The following is a 14,636-nucleotide window of genomic DNA, read 5'->3' on the forward strand; positions in this document are numbered from 1 at the left end:
TCTACAATGCGTAGAAGTGCCGCATGACCGATCCCGGATGAGAGGCTGGAGCTCAACGCAAGGAGCAGATCTTGGTACAGAACATCCTCGTCATCGGCGCTTCCGGGCTCATCGGGTCGGCGGTCGCCGACGCCCTCGAGACCCGCGGACACCGCGTCATCCGTGCGTCGCGCAGCACGGGCGAACGCGTCGACATCCGCGATGCCCACTCATTGACCGCGCTGTTCGCACGCGTCGGCCCTCTGGATGCCGTGGTCATCGCCACCGGATCCGTGCCGTTCCGGCCGGTGGACGAGTTGACGCTGGACGACTTCCGCGCAGGGTTCGAGGACAAGACGCTCGGCCAGATCTCCGCGGCGACGATCGCCGCCTCGCATCTGCGCGACAACGGTTCCATCACGGTGACCACCGGCATCCTGAGCGACCGCCCCGTACCGACCGGAGCAGCGGCCTCCGTCGCCAACGGTGCACTGAACGCCTACGTCCGCGCCGCGGCGCCCTCCCTGCCCCGGGGCCTGCGCATCAACGCCGTCAGCCCCAACGTGCTGATCGAGGCACCGGGCTACCACGCGAGCTTCCCCGGGTTCACGCCCGTCGCGGTCGCCGATGTCGCGCGCGCCTATGCGGACGTGATCGAGGGCGACAGCACGGGCGCCGTCATCTCCGTCTGAGAACGAGGGAAGCCCCTCCGAGTCTGACTCGGAGGGGCTTCACGATTCGGTGGACCTAAGGGGATTCGAACCCCTGACCTCCTCGATGCGAACGAGGCGCGCTACCAACTGCGCCATAGGCCCGTGAACCTCCGTTAGATTATCACGATCTTCCGGGTCCGATTCTCCACCGGCTCAGCCGGCGGCCCGACGCGCGAGCATCTGACGGACGTGATCCTCGATCTCGGCATCGTCGACGAAGCCCATCCGGGAGTACGGCGAATCGGTGGCGGCAGGCGCCTCTCGGGGTGCGAGCCTGACCGGCTCCTCCGGTGCCATGCTCGCCGCGCGCTCGCGCAGTTCGGCGAGACGTGCCGCCCGCCGCAGCTCTTCCTTCGCCTCGATCTCGGCGCGGGCGACCTGCGCACGGGATCCGGCCAGCGACGTCAGCGGCTCCGGCAGCGGTCGGGGGGTCCAGGAGGCGGTGCCCTGATCGTGCAGCGGCGGAGAGACCCGCGGCGCTGCGACTTCGGCGACCACGGCGGGACGACGGGCGGCCCGCGATGCGACTCGCGCCATCCGCTGCAGCACCAGCAGCGACACGAGGGCGACCGCGGCGCCGACCCAGATGAGCGTCTGAACGCCCGTCGTCGCGAACTGCCACACACCCGCTCCGGCGAAGGCGAGACCTGCGAGCATCAGCGCGAACGCGGTCATGCGCACCCGCCGGCGCGCACGCGCCTGCTGCAGCGCCGGATCGGCCTGCGCCGCGGCGAGCTCCTCGCGCAGACGCACGAGCTCCGCGGCCTCCTTCTCGGACTGCACGCGCTTGGCGAGCTTCTGCTGCGCCAGCGCCGTCCTGGCGTTCAGTTCCAGGCGCACTTCGTCCGGCGTCTCGCTGGTCTCGGCGAGGATGCGCAGTGCCTGGTTGAGCCGGACCGCGTTCCGCTCGGCGGCGTTGTACTGATACCGCCCACGCCAGCTCGGCAGCAGGTACAGCATCCACAGGAGCACGGCGACGAGGACGATCACGCCCCCACTCAGCACCGGCCCATCCATACGCTCAACGGTAAGGGCACCGGAGCCCCCGGCCGCGGAGTCCGGGCGCGTGTCGCCGGCGAATCAGATCGACAGGCGATCGGACGGCGGAATCGCCGCCGCATCCTGCGGAGCCTGCCCCTCCACCCAGCGGGCGAGCACGCCACGCGGAACGTCCTCCCTCGTCAGCGCGAACGCGTAGTGGTCGCGCCAGTCGCCGTCGATATGGATGTACTTCCGGCGCAGCCCCTCATACCGGAAGCCGAGCTTCTGGACCACCCGCAGACTGGCCGCGTTCTCGGGACGGATGCAGATCTCCATCCGATGCAGTCCGTACTCGGTGAAGCTCGCGTCGGTGGCCAGAGCGACCGCGGTCGGCGTGATCCCCCGGCCGGCGAACCGCTCGCTGACCCAGTACCCGATGGTCGCCGAGCACAGGGATCCGCGCGAGACGCCCCAGATGTTGAGCTGACCGGTGATCTCGCCGTCGTACAGCATCACGAACGGATACCCCGCGCCGTCACGGTACTGCTGCAGCAGGCGCCGGATGCCGACGCGCATGTCGAACGACGCGACCCCGTTCGGGATCGTCGCCTCCCACCGCTGCAGCCACGCGCGATTGCTCAGCAGCTCCTGCTGCAGGGCGCGCGCATCGCGGGTGCGGATGAGCCGGAGCTCCACCTTGCCGTGCCGGTGCCCCGTCAGCAGTTCCATCGCCGCCTCGCTTCGCGGCCTAGAGGCGCTCGGCGAACTCCTTCAGCCACGGCCGAAGGTCGGCGCCGAGATCGTCCCGATCGGTCGCGAGCTGAACGATCGCCTTGATGTAGTCGACGCGGTCGCCGGTGTCGTATCGACGCCCCCGGAAGATCACGCCGACGACGCCTGGTCCGCCGTCGCGCGTGGCCAGTTCCTCGAGCGCATCGGTCAGCTGGATCTCGCCGCCCTTGCCCGGCGCCGTGTGCTCGAGCACGTCGAAGATGCTCGCAGGCAGCACGTAGCGGCCGATGATCGCGAGGTTGGAGGGCGCGTCCTCCTGCGCGGGCTTCTCGACGAGGCCGGTGACCCGCACGACGTCGTCGCGGTCAGTCGGCTGGACCGCTGCCGCGCCGTACATGTGGATGCTGGCTGGGTCCACCTCCATCAGCGCGACGACGGCGGAGCCGGTGGCCTCGTGGACCTCGAGCATCGTGGTCAGCAGGGCGTCGCGCTCATCGATCAGGTCGTCACCCAGCAGGACGGCGAACGAGCTGTCGCCGACGTGCGTCCTGGCGCGCAGCACCGCGTGCCCTAGGCCCTTGGGCTCGCCCTGTCGGACGAAGTGGATGTCGGCGAGGTCACTGGACTGCACGACGCGGGCGAGACGGCCCGTGTCGCCCTTCTCCATCAGTTTGACCTCGAGCTCGGGAACGGAGTCGAAGTGGTTGGAGATGGCGTTCTTGTTGCGCCCGATGATCACGAGGATGTCATCGATGCCCGCAGCGGCCGCCTCTTCCACCACATACTGGATCGCCGGCTTGTCGACGACGGGCAGCATCTCCTTCGGCATCGCCTTCGTCGCCGGCAGGAACCGCGTACCGAGTCCTGCGGCCGGAATGACGGCCTTGATCTTGTGATTCGCCATTGGGCCAGCTTAGCGGGCGGCCAGGATGACGCCCACGAGCGGCCGTCTAGACTCGGAAACATGTCGAACGACATCGAGCACGCCAAGCGGGCGCTGCGCGCGGAACTCCGCGAGCGACGCCAGCTCCTCTCCGACGCGCAGCGGGATGCCGCGGCATCCGCGATCGCGGCCCGTCTGGACGAGCTCATCGAATCGCTCGGCGCCCGATCGATCTCCTGCTTCCTGTCGACGACGACGGAACCGGGCACGCGAGAATTCGTCGCGCGGGCGGTGCGCCGCGGCATCCGGGTGCTGCTGCCCGTCACCCGAGCCGACGGCCTGCTCGACTGGGCCGTCGCCGACGACACCGACGAGGTGGCGGAGGGGCTCTTCGGGTTGCCGGAGCCCACGGGTGAAGTGCTCGGGCCGATCGCCGTCAACGACGTCGACCTCATGATCATCCCCGCAGCGGCCGTCGACGAGACCGGAATGCGGCTGGGCTGGGGACGCGGCTACTTCGACAAGACCATCGGGTCCATGGAGAAATGCCCGCCCGTCTACGCGGTGATCTATGATTCCGAAGTACTCGAATCCCTTCCGAGGGAGGTACACGACCAGCCTGTCACCGGCGTCGTGACCCCCCACCGGACACTCACGCTGTCGCCATCGCGACGCTGATTCAAGGAAAACAGCCATGCCCACCTATGCCTATGCCTGCACGCAGTGCGGCCATCAGTTCGACGCGGTCCAGAGCTTCTCGGATGCCGCACTCACCGCCTGCCCCGAGTGCGGCGGCACCTTGCGGAAGCAGTACGGGTCGATCGGCGTGACCTTCAACGGATCCGGTTTCTACCGCACCGATTCGCGCAGCGGGAGTGGTGGAAAGCCGGAATCGTCGGCATCATCGAAGACGGAAACGTCGACGAGCGCCAAACCGGCACCCGCGGCGACACCGGCCTCGAACTGAGGTCCGAACCGAAAAAGGGGGGATCTTCGTGATCCAGGGATTCAAAGAGTTCATCACCAAGGGCAACGTCATCGACCTGGCAGTCGCCGTGGTCATCGGTGGCGCTTTCACCGCCATTGTCAACGCCGTGGTGTCCAGCATCATCACGCCGTTGGTCTCGCTGTTCTTCGACGCGAGCGCTACGGGCGAGATCGGCATCCAGATGTACGGCATCTACGGTCAGCAGGTCACGTTCCCGATCGGCGAGCTGATCTCCGCGATCATCAGTTTCCTTGCCGTCGCACTCGTCGTCTACTTCGTGTTCGTCGTCCCGATGAACAAGTACAAGGAGCGCCAGGCCGCTCTGAACCCCGCGGTCGAAGAGGAGACGCTCCCGAGTGAGCAGGAACTTCTCATCGAGATCCGGGACCAGCTGCGCAAGAGCAACGCAGCCTGACCCAGTCTGCCGAGAGGGCAGTTCCGCACAGTTTTTGTCTTTCAAACCGTGCTGAACTGCCCTCTCGACGCGAGCAGCACCCGCACCTGATCCAGCAGCGCCGCCCGGCGTGCGGGATCGGACAGGTCGTCGGCATTCACGCGGATCACCGTCCACCCCGCCTCCTGAAACGCGCGCACCCGCTCGAAATCTCCGCGCCACTGGGTGCGATTGCGCCGATGCTGGTCGCCCTCGTACTCCAGCAGCACGCGGTGCGCCGGAAAGGCGAGATCCGGCGTCAGCAGGCCGAGCCTGGTGCGGATGCGGTGTCCGATCACGGGTTCGGGAAGCCCCGCCTCCAGCACCACGAGCCGCAGCTCGGTTTCCTTCGCGGATGCGGGTCCGACGCGCACGAGCTCGACCGCGCGCGCCAGCATCCGAGCGCCTCTCCCCCGACCGTGGCCGGCGACGGCCGCACGCAGGTCGTCGATCGTGCAGATCGGTGGATGCCGGAATCCGCCGACCGCTCGACGGCCCGTGACGAGGAAGTCTCCGACGGAGACAAGGTCGATCAGCGTGATCGGATGCCCTGGTAGGGCTTGTCCCGCTAACTGGCACCAGGCCGATGCCGGTGCAACGGCGCGCAATCCGTCTGGCGTGAAAGCGCTCGGAACGCCGACCGGCAGACGATGACCGGTCACGCCCGCGCGCCGCATCCGCGTGCTCCCGATGGTTCCGATGTGAATCGTCGACGATGGCAGCCCCAGACCCGCGGGAAGCGGCGCACGCCAGAGCGCGAGCACAGTACTGTGCGAGAAGAGGTCGGCCTCGTCCATCAGCACGGCCACGGCGAGGCACCGGGCGACGACGTCGCGATCGAGATCCAGCCCCGACGACCGCACCCCGCGGAACGGCGTGTCCACGTCCGAGCTTCGCAGGCGGCTGCGGGTGATGCCGAACGCTGCCGCCTCTGAGACCCGGATCGCGTTCTGATGCAGGATGCCGGGCAGCGGGCGACGGTGACTCACCCGCTGAGCATCGCGCACCTTCGGCATCCGCTGCGGAAGTTCTCCACAGCCAGCATCGCGAGAGGGCAGTTCGGCACAGTGTTTCTCATTCACACCGTGCTGAACTGCCCTTCCGAGCGGAAGCAGGGCCGCGTCAGTAGTGCGGCGGGACGTCCTGTCGCAGGCGCGCATCGTTCGGCCCCTGCTCCTTCGCGGGGACGGATGCCGCGGCATCCTTCGCCGCGACATCCGGCGACGGATCCGTGCCCGGGGCCGGCGTCAGGCGCGCGCGCCGCGACCCGGCGACCCGCTCGACGTGCTGGCGGGCGTCGTCAGACATCGCCCCGCTCGATGGGCTGAGTGTCCTGGTCGACGCGCTGCGTCTCGGCGGAGAGGCCGAGCACCTCGGCGATGCGGTTCGCGGCCGTCGCCGGATCGCTGTAGAGGTCGAATGCGTGCACGCGGACGTAGTGCCAGCCGAGACGGCGCAGCACGTTCGGGCGCAGCCGGAGCGACTCGCGCAGCGACTCCTCCCGGGACTCCGGGTCCGACTCGATGACGACCGCGCGGCCGTTGTGCTGCGCCACGATCGGCAGCAGGCCGCGGTAGTCGACGTCGACGGACGCTCCGACCCGCCGCAGCTCGCGCGCGAGAGCGAGCGTGAGCGGATCGGCGAGGTCCTCCAGACGGGCGTCGCGCGATCGTGCCGCAAGACCGCCGAGAATCGTCATCAGCGTGGCGGCGCCGTGCTCGAGGCGCCCTTCGTCGAACGCCGAAGGACGGATCGAGGAGACCAGCACCATCGACCGGCGAGCCCGCGTCATCCCGACGGTCAGCAGACGCTCGCCATCCGCCGTCGACAGGTCGCCGAAGTCGCTCAGCACCCGCCCGTGCTTGGTGAGACCGAATCCGAGTGAGAAGATCACGCGGTCGCGACTCTCGGCCACCGATTCCTCGAGTGTGAGCACCGCGAACGGCTCGGCCGTGTCGCGCGAAACGAAGGCGGCCACATCGCTGCGGCCGGCGAACGCGTTGGCCACGGCGGCGCGGACCCGCTCGGCATGCCGGGTGCTCGCGGTGACCACCATCAGCGATTCGGTCGGACGGTGCACCGCATGCTCGACGACGAGCGTCACGACGCGGGAGACCTCGGCATCCGGGCTCTCGACCGCTCCGGAGATCGGATCAGGCGCTCCGACGCCGCCCTCGACGTAGTCGACGGTGAGGCTGCCGCGCCCGAGGTACGACCCGGCCCACGGCAGCGACTGGATCTCGCCGCCGTAGAACGCGTCGTTGATGAGCTCTGCGAGGTCCTCTCCGCCGGCGCGATAGCTGCGTGTGAGGGTCGCGACCGGCAGCAGATCCGCCAGACGCTCGAACACCGACACCGAGTCGAACGCGACCTCCGGCTCCCAGTCCTCGTCGCCCGCGACGGCGACGCGGAACGGCGTCGGGCGCTGGGTCACGGGGTCGCCGAACGCGACCACCTGTCGTGCACGCCGGATCGCCGGTGCAGCCTCGGCGAGGTTGATGGCCGCGGCATCCACCAGCAGGACCGTGTCGAACTCGACGCTGTCCGGGATCTCGGGCACCTGGTACGGCGACGCGATCCACGCGGGCGCGAGCACGGACATCAGAGCGGGTGCCGCCTCGACGATCTCGGCAGCGGTCGGCGTTCCCTGCGTCAGTGCACGGCGCAGATTCTGCGACTGCGTGGGTTCGTCGACGATGGCGATCTTCCACTGGTTGGCCAGTTGCCAGGCCAGCAGGGGTCCCGCCATCGCCGCGTGCGCCTCGTCCACGAGACGGAAGTCGCGCTCGAGGCGGTCGACCACGGCGGTGTTGGCGCCGAGCAGAGCCCGGTCGTCCTGCAGCGCCCGCTCGAGAAGCGACTGCCACCAGGCGAACTCGAGCTCGTCGGCCACCCGGTTCTCGGCCACATGACGCACCGACAGCTCAGCCAGCAGCGGACCGAGTCCGAGCTTCGCGAGCTCGTCGCGGATCGTGGCGCGCTCGACGAGGTTCTCGAACACGTCCGACTTCGCCGCGAGCCCGGCGAGTGTGCGGACCAGCCGCGCCAGCGGAAGCGTGGCGAGCGGCTCCCGGCGTCCGAGCGCGGCATCCAGTTCGGCGAGCTCGGCGTGAACCCGTTGCCAGGAGGCGTACACATCGGACAGGCCGAGCGGGATCTCGGGAGCGACGCCGGCGTCGACGAAGCGCTGCCATTCGGTGCGCTGCTGCTGGATCCGCAGCAGCGCCTCGTGCATGTCGAGGATGTGCACGCCGGGGCGCACGTACTCCTTCGCGAGTTTCTTCAGGCGGCGCCGGTTCGCACCGGACATCCCCGGCGCATCGCGTCGTGAGCCGTGGGCCTGGATCAGCTCGCCGAGGGGACGCTCGAAGACGCTCGGACTGAAGCGGTCGAGCGAGTCGCGCATCCCCTGCAGCAGCCGCAGGTACTCGCCCAGTTCCTCGATCGTGGCGAACGGACGCATCCGGGTCTGCGCGATGAGCTCGTACGCGCGCTCGAGCAGCGCGGGAACGCTCGACGAGTGCAGGCGACCGGCGAGCTCGTGGGCGGCACGAGCGGCCTCGGTGCTCTCGAAGCTGACGCCGTACCAGGGGGAATCGTCCGGGCCGAAGCGGAACTCGCCGAGCCGAGCGGCCTGCACGAGCTTCCCTGCGGCCGCATTGCGGTCGCCGGCCAGACGGGCCAGTGCGTCCGTGCCGAGGCGCGCGGTCGTGGACGGCGGATGCTCGAGAGATGCCAGTCGGGTGAGATGCCTGGTCGCATCCAGCACCGACGCGCCGGTGCCCGCGACGGGGCTGGTGAGGGCGTGCCGGTAGTCGCGCAGCACGGTGCGCAGCCGCACCAGAGCGTCATCGACTTCGCCCGCCTTCGGAGCGGTGGCCTTCTCGTTGCGCCCGATCGCGTGCACGAGGTCACGACGGATGGATGCCGGACCGACCGCGAGGCTGTCGAGTCCGATGCCGCTCAGCCGGTGCCGGACGCCGTCGAGAGTGGAACGGCGCGCGGAGACGACGAGCACGCGCTTGCCGGCGCGGATCAGTTCCCCGAGCGCGTTGATCACGGTCTGCGTCCCGCCGGTTCCCGGCAGGGTGGCGATCGCCATGGACTGACCGGCCGCGATGCGAGCGAGTACGGCCTCCTGCTCGGAATCCGCATCCAGGAGGAGGTTGTCGGATGCCGGGGCGCGATCGTCCGGACTCGTGACGTTCGGCGCGGGACGCTCTGCGGTGAAGCGCTCGCGGTCGTCCACGTGACCGGCGAGCGCATTGAGCACCGGGTGGTCGAGGTCGCGGCTGTCGGACGCCATGGCCGACGCGACATCGGCGAACACCGAGACGACCAGCCGCGGCTGCACGGAGAACGTGTCGATGGAGCGCGTCAGCGCTCGCAGGCTGTCGATCACCGGCTGCGGCTTGAAGATGCCGCCGTCGTAGGCGAGGGCGGCGAGGGCCTCCGCATCGATCGTGATGCCGAAGTGCTCGCGGGCGATGCGCACGAGCTGCGGGTTGACCGAGAACGACCCCTGCAGCTTGAGCTCGAAGTCGGAGTGATGGCGGCGTATCGCGAGTGGACGCAGCAGCACGGGGGCGGAGAACTGCACGCCTCCGATCCGCCAGCCGGCCAGTCCGACCGCGAGGTGCACGGCGTCGATGCCGCGCACCGTGCGCAGCTCGGTGTGCTTGGCGGTGATCCGCTCGGCGGCGAGTCGCGCGGTGCGCAGCCCGACCTCGTCGCGGAACAGGTTCGACAGCAGCGTCGATCGTCCGGTGATGAACTGCGGCAGGCTCCCCGGATGCGCCTTGGAGATGTCGATGCCGCCTTCGACGCCGTCGTGATAGCGCACCAGCGGCGACGGGCCGCCGAGATCCGCGGCTTCCTTCTTCAGACGCGCGCGCTCCGCTTCGGCGGCATGCGGCAGGTCGACGCCGGTCGACGTCTCGCCCAGTGCGCCGAGCGTCACTGCGGCCGTCGTCTCCGCGTCATCCGCAGACTTGTCCGTTCGTCGCCACACATATCACAGACTAGGCGTCCCGCGGCAGGAGATCCTGCACGCCAGGCGGGTTTGCGTCGGATTCGTACGCTGCGGAGTTCGGATTCGGATGCCGAGGCTCTCGCCCTGCACAGGCCTGCCCGTCGAACGAGTTCTCCCCCGGTTGCGGCTTTCCCTGGCTCGTCGGCCGTGCGCGGAGAGCAGGATGGAGCCATGACATTCCGCTACGACTTCGTTCCCACTCCGCTGGGCGACGCCCTCGTCGTGTTCTCCGACGACGGCGTCGTGAGCTTCGACCTCTCCGAGGGGCAGGACCCGACCGTCCCCTGGTTGCTGGAGGGCGTCGCCCGGCGGCTGCATGCCGTGCCCGACCCCGACCCCGGCGCGGCCGACGAACTCGCGCACCTCGTCGCCGAGTACTTCGACGGTGCACCGATCCGGTTCGACGAGCACGTGCGACTGGACTGGCGGCTCATCGAGGGCTTCCATCGCGACGCACTCCAGACGATCTGCGAGATCCCCTGGGGCGAGACGCTCGGGTACGGCGAGGTGGCCGTGCTCGCCGGCAGCCCCGGGGCCGCGCGCGCAGTCGGCACGGCATGCCGGCTCACACCGTTCTCGATCATCGTGCCGGTCCACCGCGTCGTGCGCGCCGACGGCTCCGCCGGCCAGTACGGCGCGCACCCCGAGCACAAGCGCTACCTCATCGATCTCGAGGCGTCCGCGGCCGCGGCGTCCACCGCCCCCGCGCACGCCGCCATGACGTGACGAGGACCCCGGCCGGTAGGCGGTCGGGGTCCTCGTCCGATATGCGCGTCGTCAGCGCGCCGACGCACTCAGTGCTCGACCGCCTTCTCCGCTCCGAATCCGGTGAGCGAGCGCACGTCCATCTCGGCGGCCAATGCGCGCGATTCCGTGCTGCGCGCGGTGACCGTGCCGAGCCATCCGAGCAGGAATCCCAGCGGAATCGACACGATCCCCGGGTTGTTCAACGGCCAGATCGCGATGTCGATCGACGGGATCATGGCCGTTTCCGATCCGGAGAAGACCGGCGACAGCACGATCAGCAGGATCGCCGATCCCAGCCCGCCGTACATGCTCCACACCGCACCACGGGTGTTGAAGCGACGCCAGAAGAGCGAGTACAGGATCGTCGGCAGGTTCGCCGACGCCGCCACGGCGAACGCCAGAGCGACGAGGAAGGCGATGTTCTGCCCCTGCGCCCCGATGCCGCCGAGAATCGCGAGGATGCCGATCACGACGACCGTGCGGCGCGCCACCTTCACCTCGGCGTTCGGGTCGGCATCCACCGGCGTCCCGTCCGGCTTCTTGCGCCCCTTCTGGATCACGTTGGCGTAGATGTCGTGCGCGAACGAGGCCGCGGCCGTGATCGTGAGCCCGGCGACGACGGCGAGGATCGTCGCGAACGCGACGGCGGAGATGAACCCGAGCAGCAGCGGTCCGCCGAGCTTCTCGGCCAGCAGCGGCGCCGCCGAGTTCACACCGCCGGGGGCTGCCGCGATCACATCGGGACCGACCAGAGCGCCGGCACCGTAGCCGAGCACGAGCGTGAGCAGGTAGAACCCGCCGATGAGCCAGATCGCCCAGACGACCGAGCGGCGCGCCTCCTTCGCCGTCGGAACCGTGTAGAACCGCATCAGCACGTGCGGGAGGCCGGCGGTGCCGAGCACGAGAGCCATGCCGAGCGAGAGGAAGTCCCACGGGTTGGCGCCGTACTGCAGCCCGGGTGCGAGGATCGCATCCCCCTTCGGAGATGCCGCGACCGCGGACTCCAGCAGGGTGTTCAGACTGAAGCCGTTCAGCGCGAGCACCCAGATCGCCATGGCCAGCGCGCCGATGATGAGCAGGAACGCCTTGACGATCTGCACCCAGGTCGTGCCCTTCATTCCGCCGATCAGCACGTAGACGATCATGAGCGCACCCACGACGGCGATGACCAGGGACTGACCGATCTTGGCGTCGATCCCCAACAGCAGCGAGACGAGTCCGCCGGCACCGGCCATCTGCGCCAGCAGGTAGAAGAAGCACACGGCGAGTGTCGTGATCGCCGCCGCCAACCGGACCGGACGCTGCTTCAGGCGGAACGACAGCACATCCGCCATCGTGAACTTGCCGGTGTTGCGCATCAGTTCGGCCACCAGCAGGAGAGCGACGAGCCACGCGACCAGGAACCCGATCGAGTAGAGGAAACCGTCGTATCCGTTGACGGCGATGGCACCGCAGATTCCGAGGAAGGATGCCGCGGAAAGATAGTCGCCCGCGATCGCGAAGCCGTTCTGCGGCCCGGTGAACGAGCGCCCAGCTGCGTAATAGTCGGCAGCCGTCTTGTTGTTGCGGCTCGCGCGGATCACGATGAACAGCGTCACCGCGACGAACGCCGCGAAGATCGAGATGTTGAGAACGGGGTTGTTCTCCCCCGTGGGCGCGGTCTCGAAAGGAATGAGATTCATGCCTGAGCCTGCGCCTTCTCGAGTTCGTCACGGATCTCTGCGGCGACCGGATCGAGCCGCCTGTTCGCGAACGCGACGTACGCCATTGTGATCGCGAACGTCGACACGAATTGTCCGAGCCCGAACAGGAGCCCGATCGTGATGTCACCCCATACCCGTTGCCCCATGAAATCCGGCGCGAATGCGGCGAGCAGCACATATACGAAATACCAGATCAGAAAGAGCGCGGCGAGCGGGAAGATGAACGATCGCTGCGTGCGTTTGAGCGTTTGGAACTTCGGCGATTCCTCGACGGCGATGTAGTCGATGGGCCCGGCCGATTCGCCCTGAATCCGGTCAGTCATGAGGCCTCCTTGCCACATGTGGGGCCCACGCGGAGGCATCCGCATGGGTGGTAGGGTCGACGCTACGAAACGGGACACAGAGCCGTCACCCCCGAAAGTAGGTATCCCCGCCGTGTCCACCGAAACCGAGGCAGACCTCGTCGCCCAGGCCGTGCGAGAGCTTGCCAGGCGCACCCGCTTCCCAGTGGCCTTCGGTGGACTCCTCGAGGACGGCGAGGTATCGGTCACCAGCATCGTCGGCAGCCGCACGCACTCCCTTGAGGGTCTGCGCGTGCGCCCCGAGCGCGGGCTCGGCGGCCGGGCGATGACCGAGCAGCGCCCGCGGATGACCAGCGACTACCGGACCTCGCAGCAGTTCACGCACGACTACGACGGCTTCGTGCTCGGCGAGGGATTGCGCACGCTCCTCGCGATCCCGATCCTCGTCGAGGGCCGCTCTCGCGGTGTCCTGTACGCGGGAGCTTGGGAACAGGCTCCCGTGGGTGGCGTGACCACTGCTCCGGCGATGAGCATCGCGGATGCCGTGAGCACCGAGCTGCGCATCCGCGACGAGGTCGGTCGACGCCTCGCATCGATGGCCCCGCCCGAACGCGGGTTCTCCGCTTCGCACCGGGAGGAGCTGCGGGAGAGCTTCGCCGAGTTGCGCAGCATCTCGGCATCCGTGGCGGATGAGGAATTGCGGGCCCGCCTGAGCGACCTCGAACGTCGATTGCTGCATATCGCCGAGGAGCCGGTTCCGGCCACGACCGGTCCGATTTCACGCATTCATCTTTCCCCGCGCGAGACCGATGTGCTCGCCTGCGCCGCACTGGGCGCCACGAATGCCGAGATCGGAGCCCAGCTCGGATTGCGCGAAGGAACGGTGAAGGCGTATCTGGGTACGGCGATGTCGAAGCTCGATGCGTCGACGCGTTTCGCCGCAGTGGCCCGTGCGCGGCGCATGGGTCTGCTTCCCTGAATCGCGCGCCATTCTTGTCGTCAAGGAATGCGTGCGAATAGGATGGCGAAATGGCCCGACGAATTGTACATCAGCTGGTTGACGACATCGATGGATCGCTTCTCGAGGTGGGCGAGGGCGAGACCGTGCATTTCTCGCTCAACGGCATCTCCTACGAGATCGACCTGACCGCGGAGAATGCACAGGAACTGCGCTCTGCTCTGGAACCGTACATCGTCGCCGGTCGCCGTTCGTCGGTGGGCAGCGCGGCTCGTTCCGGTTCCACTCGCAAGCGCACCGCCGGCCGCAATCCCGAAACGACGGCGATCCGCGAATGGGCGAACGCGAACGGCCACAAGGTGTCCGAGCGCGGTCGCATTCCGGAGTCGGTGCTCACCGCGTACCGCGCCGCGCACTGACCCCTCGGCGGCAGGCGCGCTCCGGCGCTCCTGCCGCGCTTCCGTCCAGAAGACGCGTCACGGCACTGCCGCCGCATGCTCCCCGTCCTGCGCCCACGACTCATCGCGCAGAGTGATCTCCTCCGTCATATCGAGCAGGAAGCGGGTCACCACCTCGCGCTCCGCCGGGGTGAGACGTGCCGCGGCGTTGAATCTCTTCGCCTGCTGACGCCCGACCGTCTCCATCGCCGCGCGGTGCGTCTCCGGAGAGATCGTGATCGCGAGCGCCCGTCGGTCGGTGGGGTGCGCCGAGCGCACGATGTGCCCGCCGCGCTCGAGTCGATCGAGAAGCTTCGTCGTCGACGCGCTGGAGATCGACAGATGCTGAGCGATCCCCCCCGGAGTGGCGATGACGCCGCGATGCGTGCAGACGATGAGGTAGTGCAGCGCACGCATGTCCGTCTCGTTCAGCTGCATGAAGCGACGGGATGCCTCCGAGAGCCGCTGCTCGGCCTCGCGCAATCCACCGAGGGCCTTCATGATCCCGGTGATCTGACGGACGTCCTCGTCCGCCATGCCTGATCGGTCGACGAGCGTCTGGCGGGGATCCGACGAATCGACGTCGTAGATCGCCCCGCTGTCCAGTCCGTCGCGCGTCGTGGACGCCGAGCCGGCGGCCGCATCAGCCGATTCGTTCACGCGATCATCCATGGACACCTCGTTACTTTACTCCTGGCAATTCTTCATGCTAGCTTTATTTCTCGCCCGGCTAGCAATATACGCCTCT

General features: G+C 68.4%; 16 protein-coding genes and 1 tRNA gene. 7 read left to right on the plus strand and 10 right to left on the minus strand.

Annotated features, from left to right (window positions below):
• Nucleotides 1–71 precede the first annotated feature (71 nt).
• Nucleotides 72–671 (plus strand): short chain dehydrogenase, encoded by a 600-nt coding sequence (locus M2317_RS03370; RefSeq protein ID WP_429457296.1) that lies wholly within the window; start codon nucleotides 72–74, stop codon nucleotides 669–671.
• Between the two features lie 50 nt (nucleotides 672–721).
• On the opposite strand, the gene M2317_RS03375 is transcribed toward M2317_RS03370, so the two are convergent.
• The 4 genes from M2317_RS03375 to galU all read right to left on the minus strand — a co-directional run bounded on the left by M2317_RS03375 (nucleotide 722) and on the right by galU (nucleotide 3,309).
• Nucleotides 722–794, minus strand: a tRNA-Ala gene (locus tag M2317_RS03375).
• A gap of 51 nt (nucleotides 795–845) precedes the next feature.
• Nucleotides 846–1,709: a hypothetical protein gene (locus M2317_RS03380; protein ID WP_429457298.1), complete on the minus strand. Its 864-nt coding sequence runs from the start codon at nucleotides 1,707–1,709 to the stop codon at nucleotides 846–848.
• Between the two features lie 63 nt (nucleotides 1,710–1,772).
• Nucleotides 1,773–2,402: a GNAT family N-acetyltransferase gene (locus tag M2317_RS03385; protein WP_429457300.1), complete on the minus strand. Its 630-nt coding sequence runs from the start codon at nucleotides 2,400–2,402 to the stop codon at nucleotides 1,773–1,775.
• Between the two features lie 19 nt (nucleotides 2,403–2,421).
• Complete coding sequence (gene galU / locus M2317_RS03390) at nucleotides 2,422–3,309, minus strand: UTP--glucose-1-phosphate uridylyltransferase GalU (protein WP_429457301.1); 888 nt, start codon at nucleotides 3,307–3,309, stop codon at nucleotides 2,422–2,424.
• Between the two features lie 60 nt (nucleotides 3,310–3,369).
• On the opposite strand from galU, the gene M2317_RS03395 reads away from it, so the two are divergent.
• Genes M2317_RS03395 through mscL form a run of 3 tightly spaced genes read left to right on the plus strand, consistent with a single transcriptional unit; the run spans nucleotide 3,370 to nucleotide 4,691 of the window.
• Complete coding sequence (locus tag M2317_RS03395) at nucleotides 3,370–3,966, plus strand: 5-formyltetrahydrofolate cyclo-ligase (RefSeq protein WP_429457303.1); 597 nt, start codon at nucleotides 3,370–3,372, stop codon at nucleotides 3,964–3,966.
• A 16-nt stretch (nucleotides 3,967–3,982) separates the two neighbouring features.
• Nucleotides 3,983–4,255, plus strand: a complete 273-nt coding sequence (locus M2317_RS03400) for an FmdB family zinc ribbon protein (protein ID WP_429457305.1) — start codon at nucleotides 3,983–3,985, stop codon at nucleotides 4,253–4,255.
• Nucleotides 4,256–4,283: 28 nt separating this feature from the next.
• The gene (gene mscL / locus M2317_RS03405) at nucleotides 4,284–4,691 is read left to right on the plus strand and encodes a large conductance mechanosensitive channel protein MscL (RefSeq protein ID WP_429457306.1); all 408 of its coding nucleotides are present in this window, start codon (nucleotides 4,284–4,286) and stop codon (nucleotides 4,689–4,691) included.
• A 41-nt stretch (nucleotides 4,692–4,732) separates the two neighbouring features.
• Here mscL and M2317_RS03410 read toward each other — a convergent pair whose 3' ends face one another.
• From M2317_RS03410 to M2317_RS03420, 3 genes are all read right to left on the minus strand, one after another.
• On the minus strand, nucleotides 4,733–5,698 hold the full coding sequence (locus M2317_RS03410) for a hypothetical protein (RefSeq protein WP_429457308.1): 966 nt from the start codon (nucleotides 5,696–5,698) through the stop codon (nucleotides 4,733–4,735).
• Between the two features lie 133 nt (nucleotides 5,699–5,831).
• Nucleotides 5,832–6,017, minus strand: coding sequence for a hypothetical protein (locus tag M2317_RS03415; protein WP_429457310.1), 186 nt, complete (start codon nucleotides 6,015–6,017; stop codon nucleotides 5,832–5,834).
• Nucleotides 6,010–9,720 (minus strand): AAA family ATPase, encoded by a 3,711-nt coding sequence (locus M2317_RS03420; protein WP_429457312.1) that lies wholly within the window; start codon nucleotides 9,718–9,720, stop codon nucleotides 6,010–6,012. Before M2317_RS03420 ends, M2317_RS03415 begins: the two co-directional genes overlap by 8 nt.
• 192 nt (nucleotides 9,721–9,912) lie before the next feature.
• Here M2317_RS03420 and M2317_RS03425 point away from each other — a divergent pair, with 192 nt between their 5' ends.
• On the plus strand, nucleotides 9,913–10,467 hold the full coding sequence (locus M2317_RS03425; RefSeq protein WP_429457313.1) for a methylated-DNA--[protein]-cysteine S-methyltransferase: 555 nt from the start codon (nucleotides 9,913–9,915) through the stop codon (nucleotides 10,465–10,467).
• Between the two features lie 68 nt (nucleotides 10,468–10,535).
• Here M2317_RS03425 and M2317_RS03430 read toward each other — a convergent pair whose 3' ends face one another.
• Nucleotides 10,536–12,170, minus strand: coding sequence for a solute symporter family protein (locus tag M2317_RS03430; protein WP_429457315.1), 1,635 nt, complete (start codon nucleotides 12,168–12,170; stop codon nucleotides 10,536–10,538).
• Nucleotides 12,167–12,514 carry a DUF485 domain-containing protein gene (locus M2317_RS03435; RefSeq protein ID WP_429457317.1) on the minus strand — a complete coding sequence of 116 codons (348 nt, stop codon included), beginning with the start codon at nucleotides 12,512–12,514 and terminating at the stop codon, nucleotides 12,167–12,169. Before M2317_RS03435 ends, M2317_RS03430 begins: the two co-directional genes overlap by 4 nt.
• Nucleotides 12,515–12,626: 112 nt before the next feature.
• On the opposite strand from M2317_RS03435, the gene M2317_RS03440 reads away from it, so the two are divergent.
• Together M2317_RS03440 and M2317_RS03445 are read left to right on the plus strand one after the other, a co-directional pair.
• Nucleotides 12,627–13,472 carry a LuxR C-terminal-related transcriptional regulator gene (locus tag M2317_RS03440; protein ID WP_429457319.1) on the plus strand — a complete coding sequence of 282 codons (846 nt, stop codon included), beginning with the start codon at nucleotides 12,627–12,629 and terminating at the stop codon, nucleotides 13,470–13,472.
• A 50-nt stretch (nucleotides 13,473–13,522) separates the two neighbouring features.
• The gene (locus M2317_RS03445; protein WP_429457321.1) at nucleotides 13,523–13,870 is read left to right on the plus strand and encodes a histone-like nucleoid-structuring protein Lsr2; all 348 of its coding nucleotides are present in this window, start codon (nucleotides 13,523–13,525) and stop codon (nucleotides 13,868–13,870) included.
• Nucleotides 13,871–13,927: 57 nt separating this feature from the next.
• Here the strand turns inward: M2317_RS03445 and M2317_RS03450 are convergent, their stop codons facing one another.
• A complete protein-coding gene (locus tag M2317_RS03450; RefSeq protein WP_429457323.1) occupies nucleotides 13,928–14,560 on the minus strand; it encodes a MarR family winged helix-turn-helix transcriptional regulator in 633 nt (210 codons plus the stop codon).
• Between the last annotated feature and the right edge of the window lie 76 nt (nucleotides 14,561–14,636).

It is taken from the genome of Microbacterium sp. ZKA21, assembly GCF_050434165.1.
Taxonomy (GTDB): domain Bacteria; phylum Actinomycetota; class Actinomycetes; order Actinomycetales; family Microbacteriaceae; genus Microbacterium.

Bases quoted from the DNA above. Each gene is read 5' to 3' on its own strand.
- M2317_RS03380 (WP_429457298.1), bottom strand. From the start codon at position 1,709: ATGGATGGGCCGGTGCTGAGTGGGGGCGTGATCGTCCTCGTCGCCGTG.
- M2317_RS03385 (WP_429457300.1), bottom strand. From the start codon at position 2,402: ATGGAACTGCTGACGGGGCACCGGCACGGCAAGGTGGAGCTCCGGCTC.
- galU (WP_429457301.1), bottom strand. From the start codon at position 3,309: ATGGCGAATCACAAGATCAAGGCCGTCATTCCGGCCGCAGGACTCGGT.
- M2317_RS03395 (WP_429457303.1), top strand. From the start codon at position 3,370: ATGTCGAACGACATCGAGCACGCCAAGCGGGCGCTGCGCGCGGAACTC.
- M2317_RS03400 (WP_429457305.1), top strand. From the start codon at position 3,983: ATGCCCACCTATGCCTATGCCTGCACGCAGTGCGGCCATCAGTTCGAC.
- M2317_RS03415 (WP_429457310.1), bottom strand. From the start codon at position 6,017: ATGTCTGACGACGCCCGCCAGCACGTCGAGCGGGTCGCCGGGTCGCGG.
- M2317_RS03425 (WP_429457313.1), top strand. From the start codon at position 9,913: ATGACATTCCGCTACGACTTCGTTCCCACTCCGCTGGGCGACGCCCTC.
- M2317_RS03430 (WP_429457315.1), bottom strand. From the start codon at position 12,170: ATGAATCTCATTCCTTTCGAGACCGCGCCCACGGGGGAGAACAACCCC.
- M2317_RS03435 (WP_429457317.1), bottom strand. From the start codon at position 12,514: ATGACTGACCGGATTCAGGGCGAATCGGCCGGGCCCATCGACTACATC.
- M2317_RS03445 (WP_429457321.1), top strand. From the start codon at position 13,523: ATGGCCCGACGAATTGTACATCAGCTGGTTGACGACATCGATGGATCG.
- M2317_RS03450 (WP_429457323.1), bottom strand. From the start codon at position 14,560: ATGGATGATCGCGTGAACGAATCGGCTGATGCGGCCGCCGGCTCGGCG.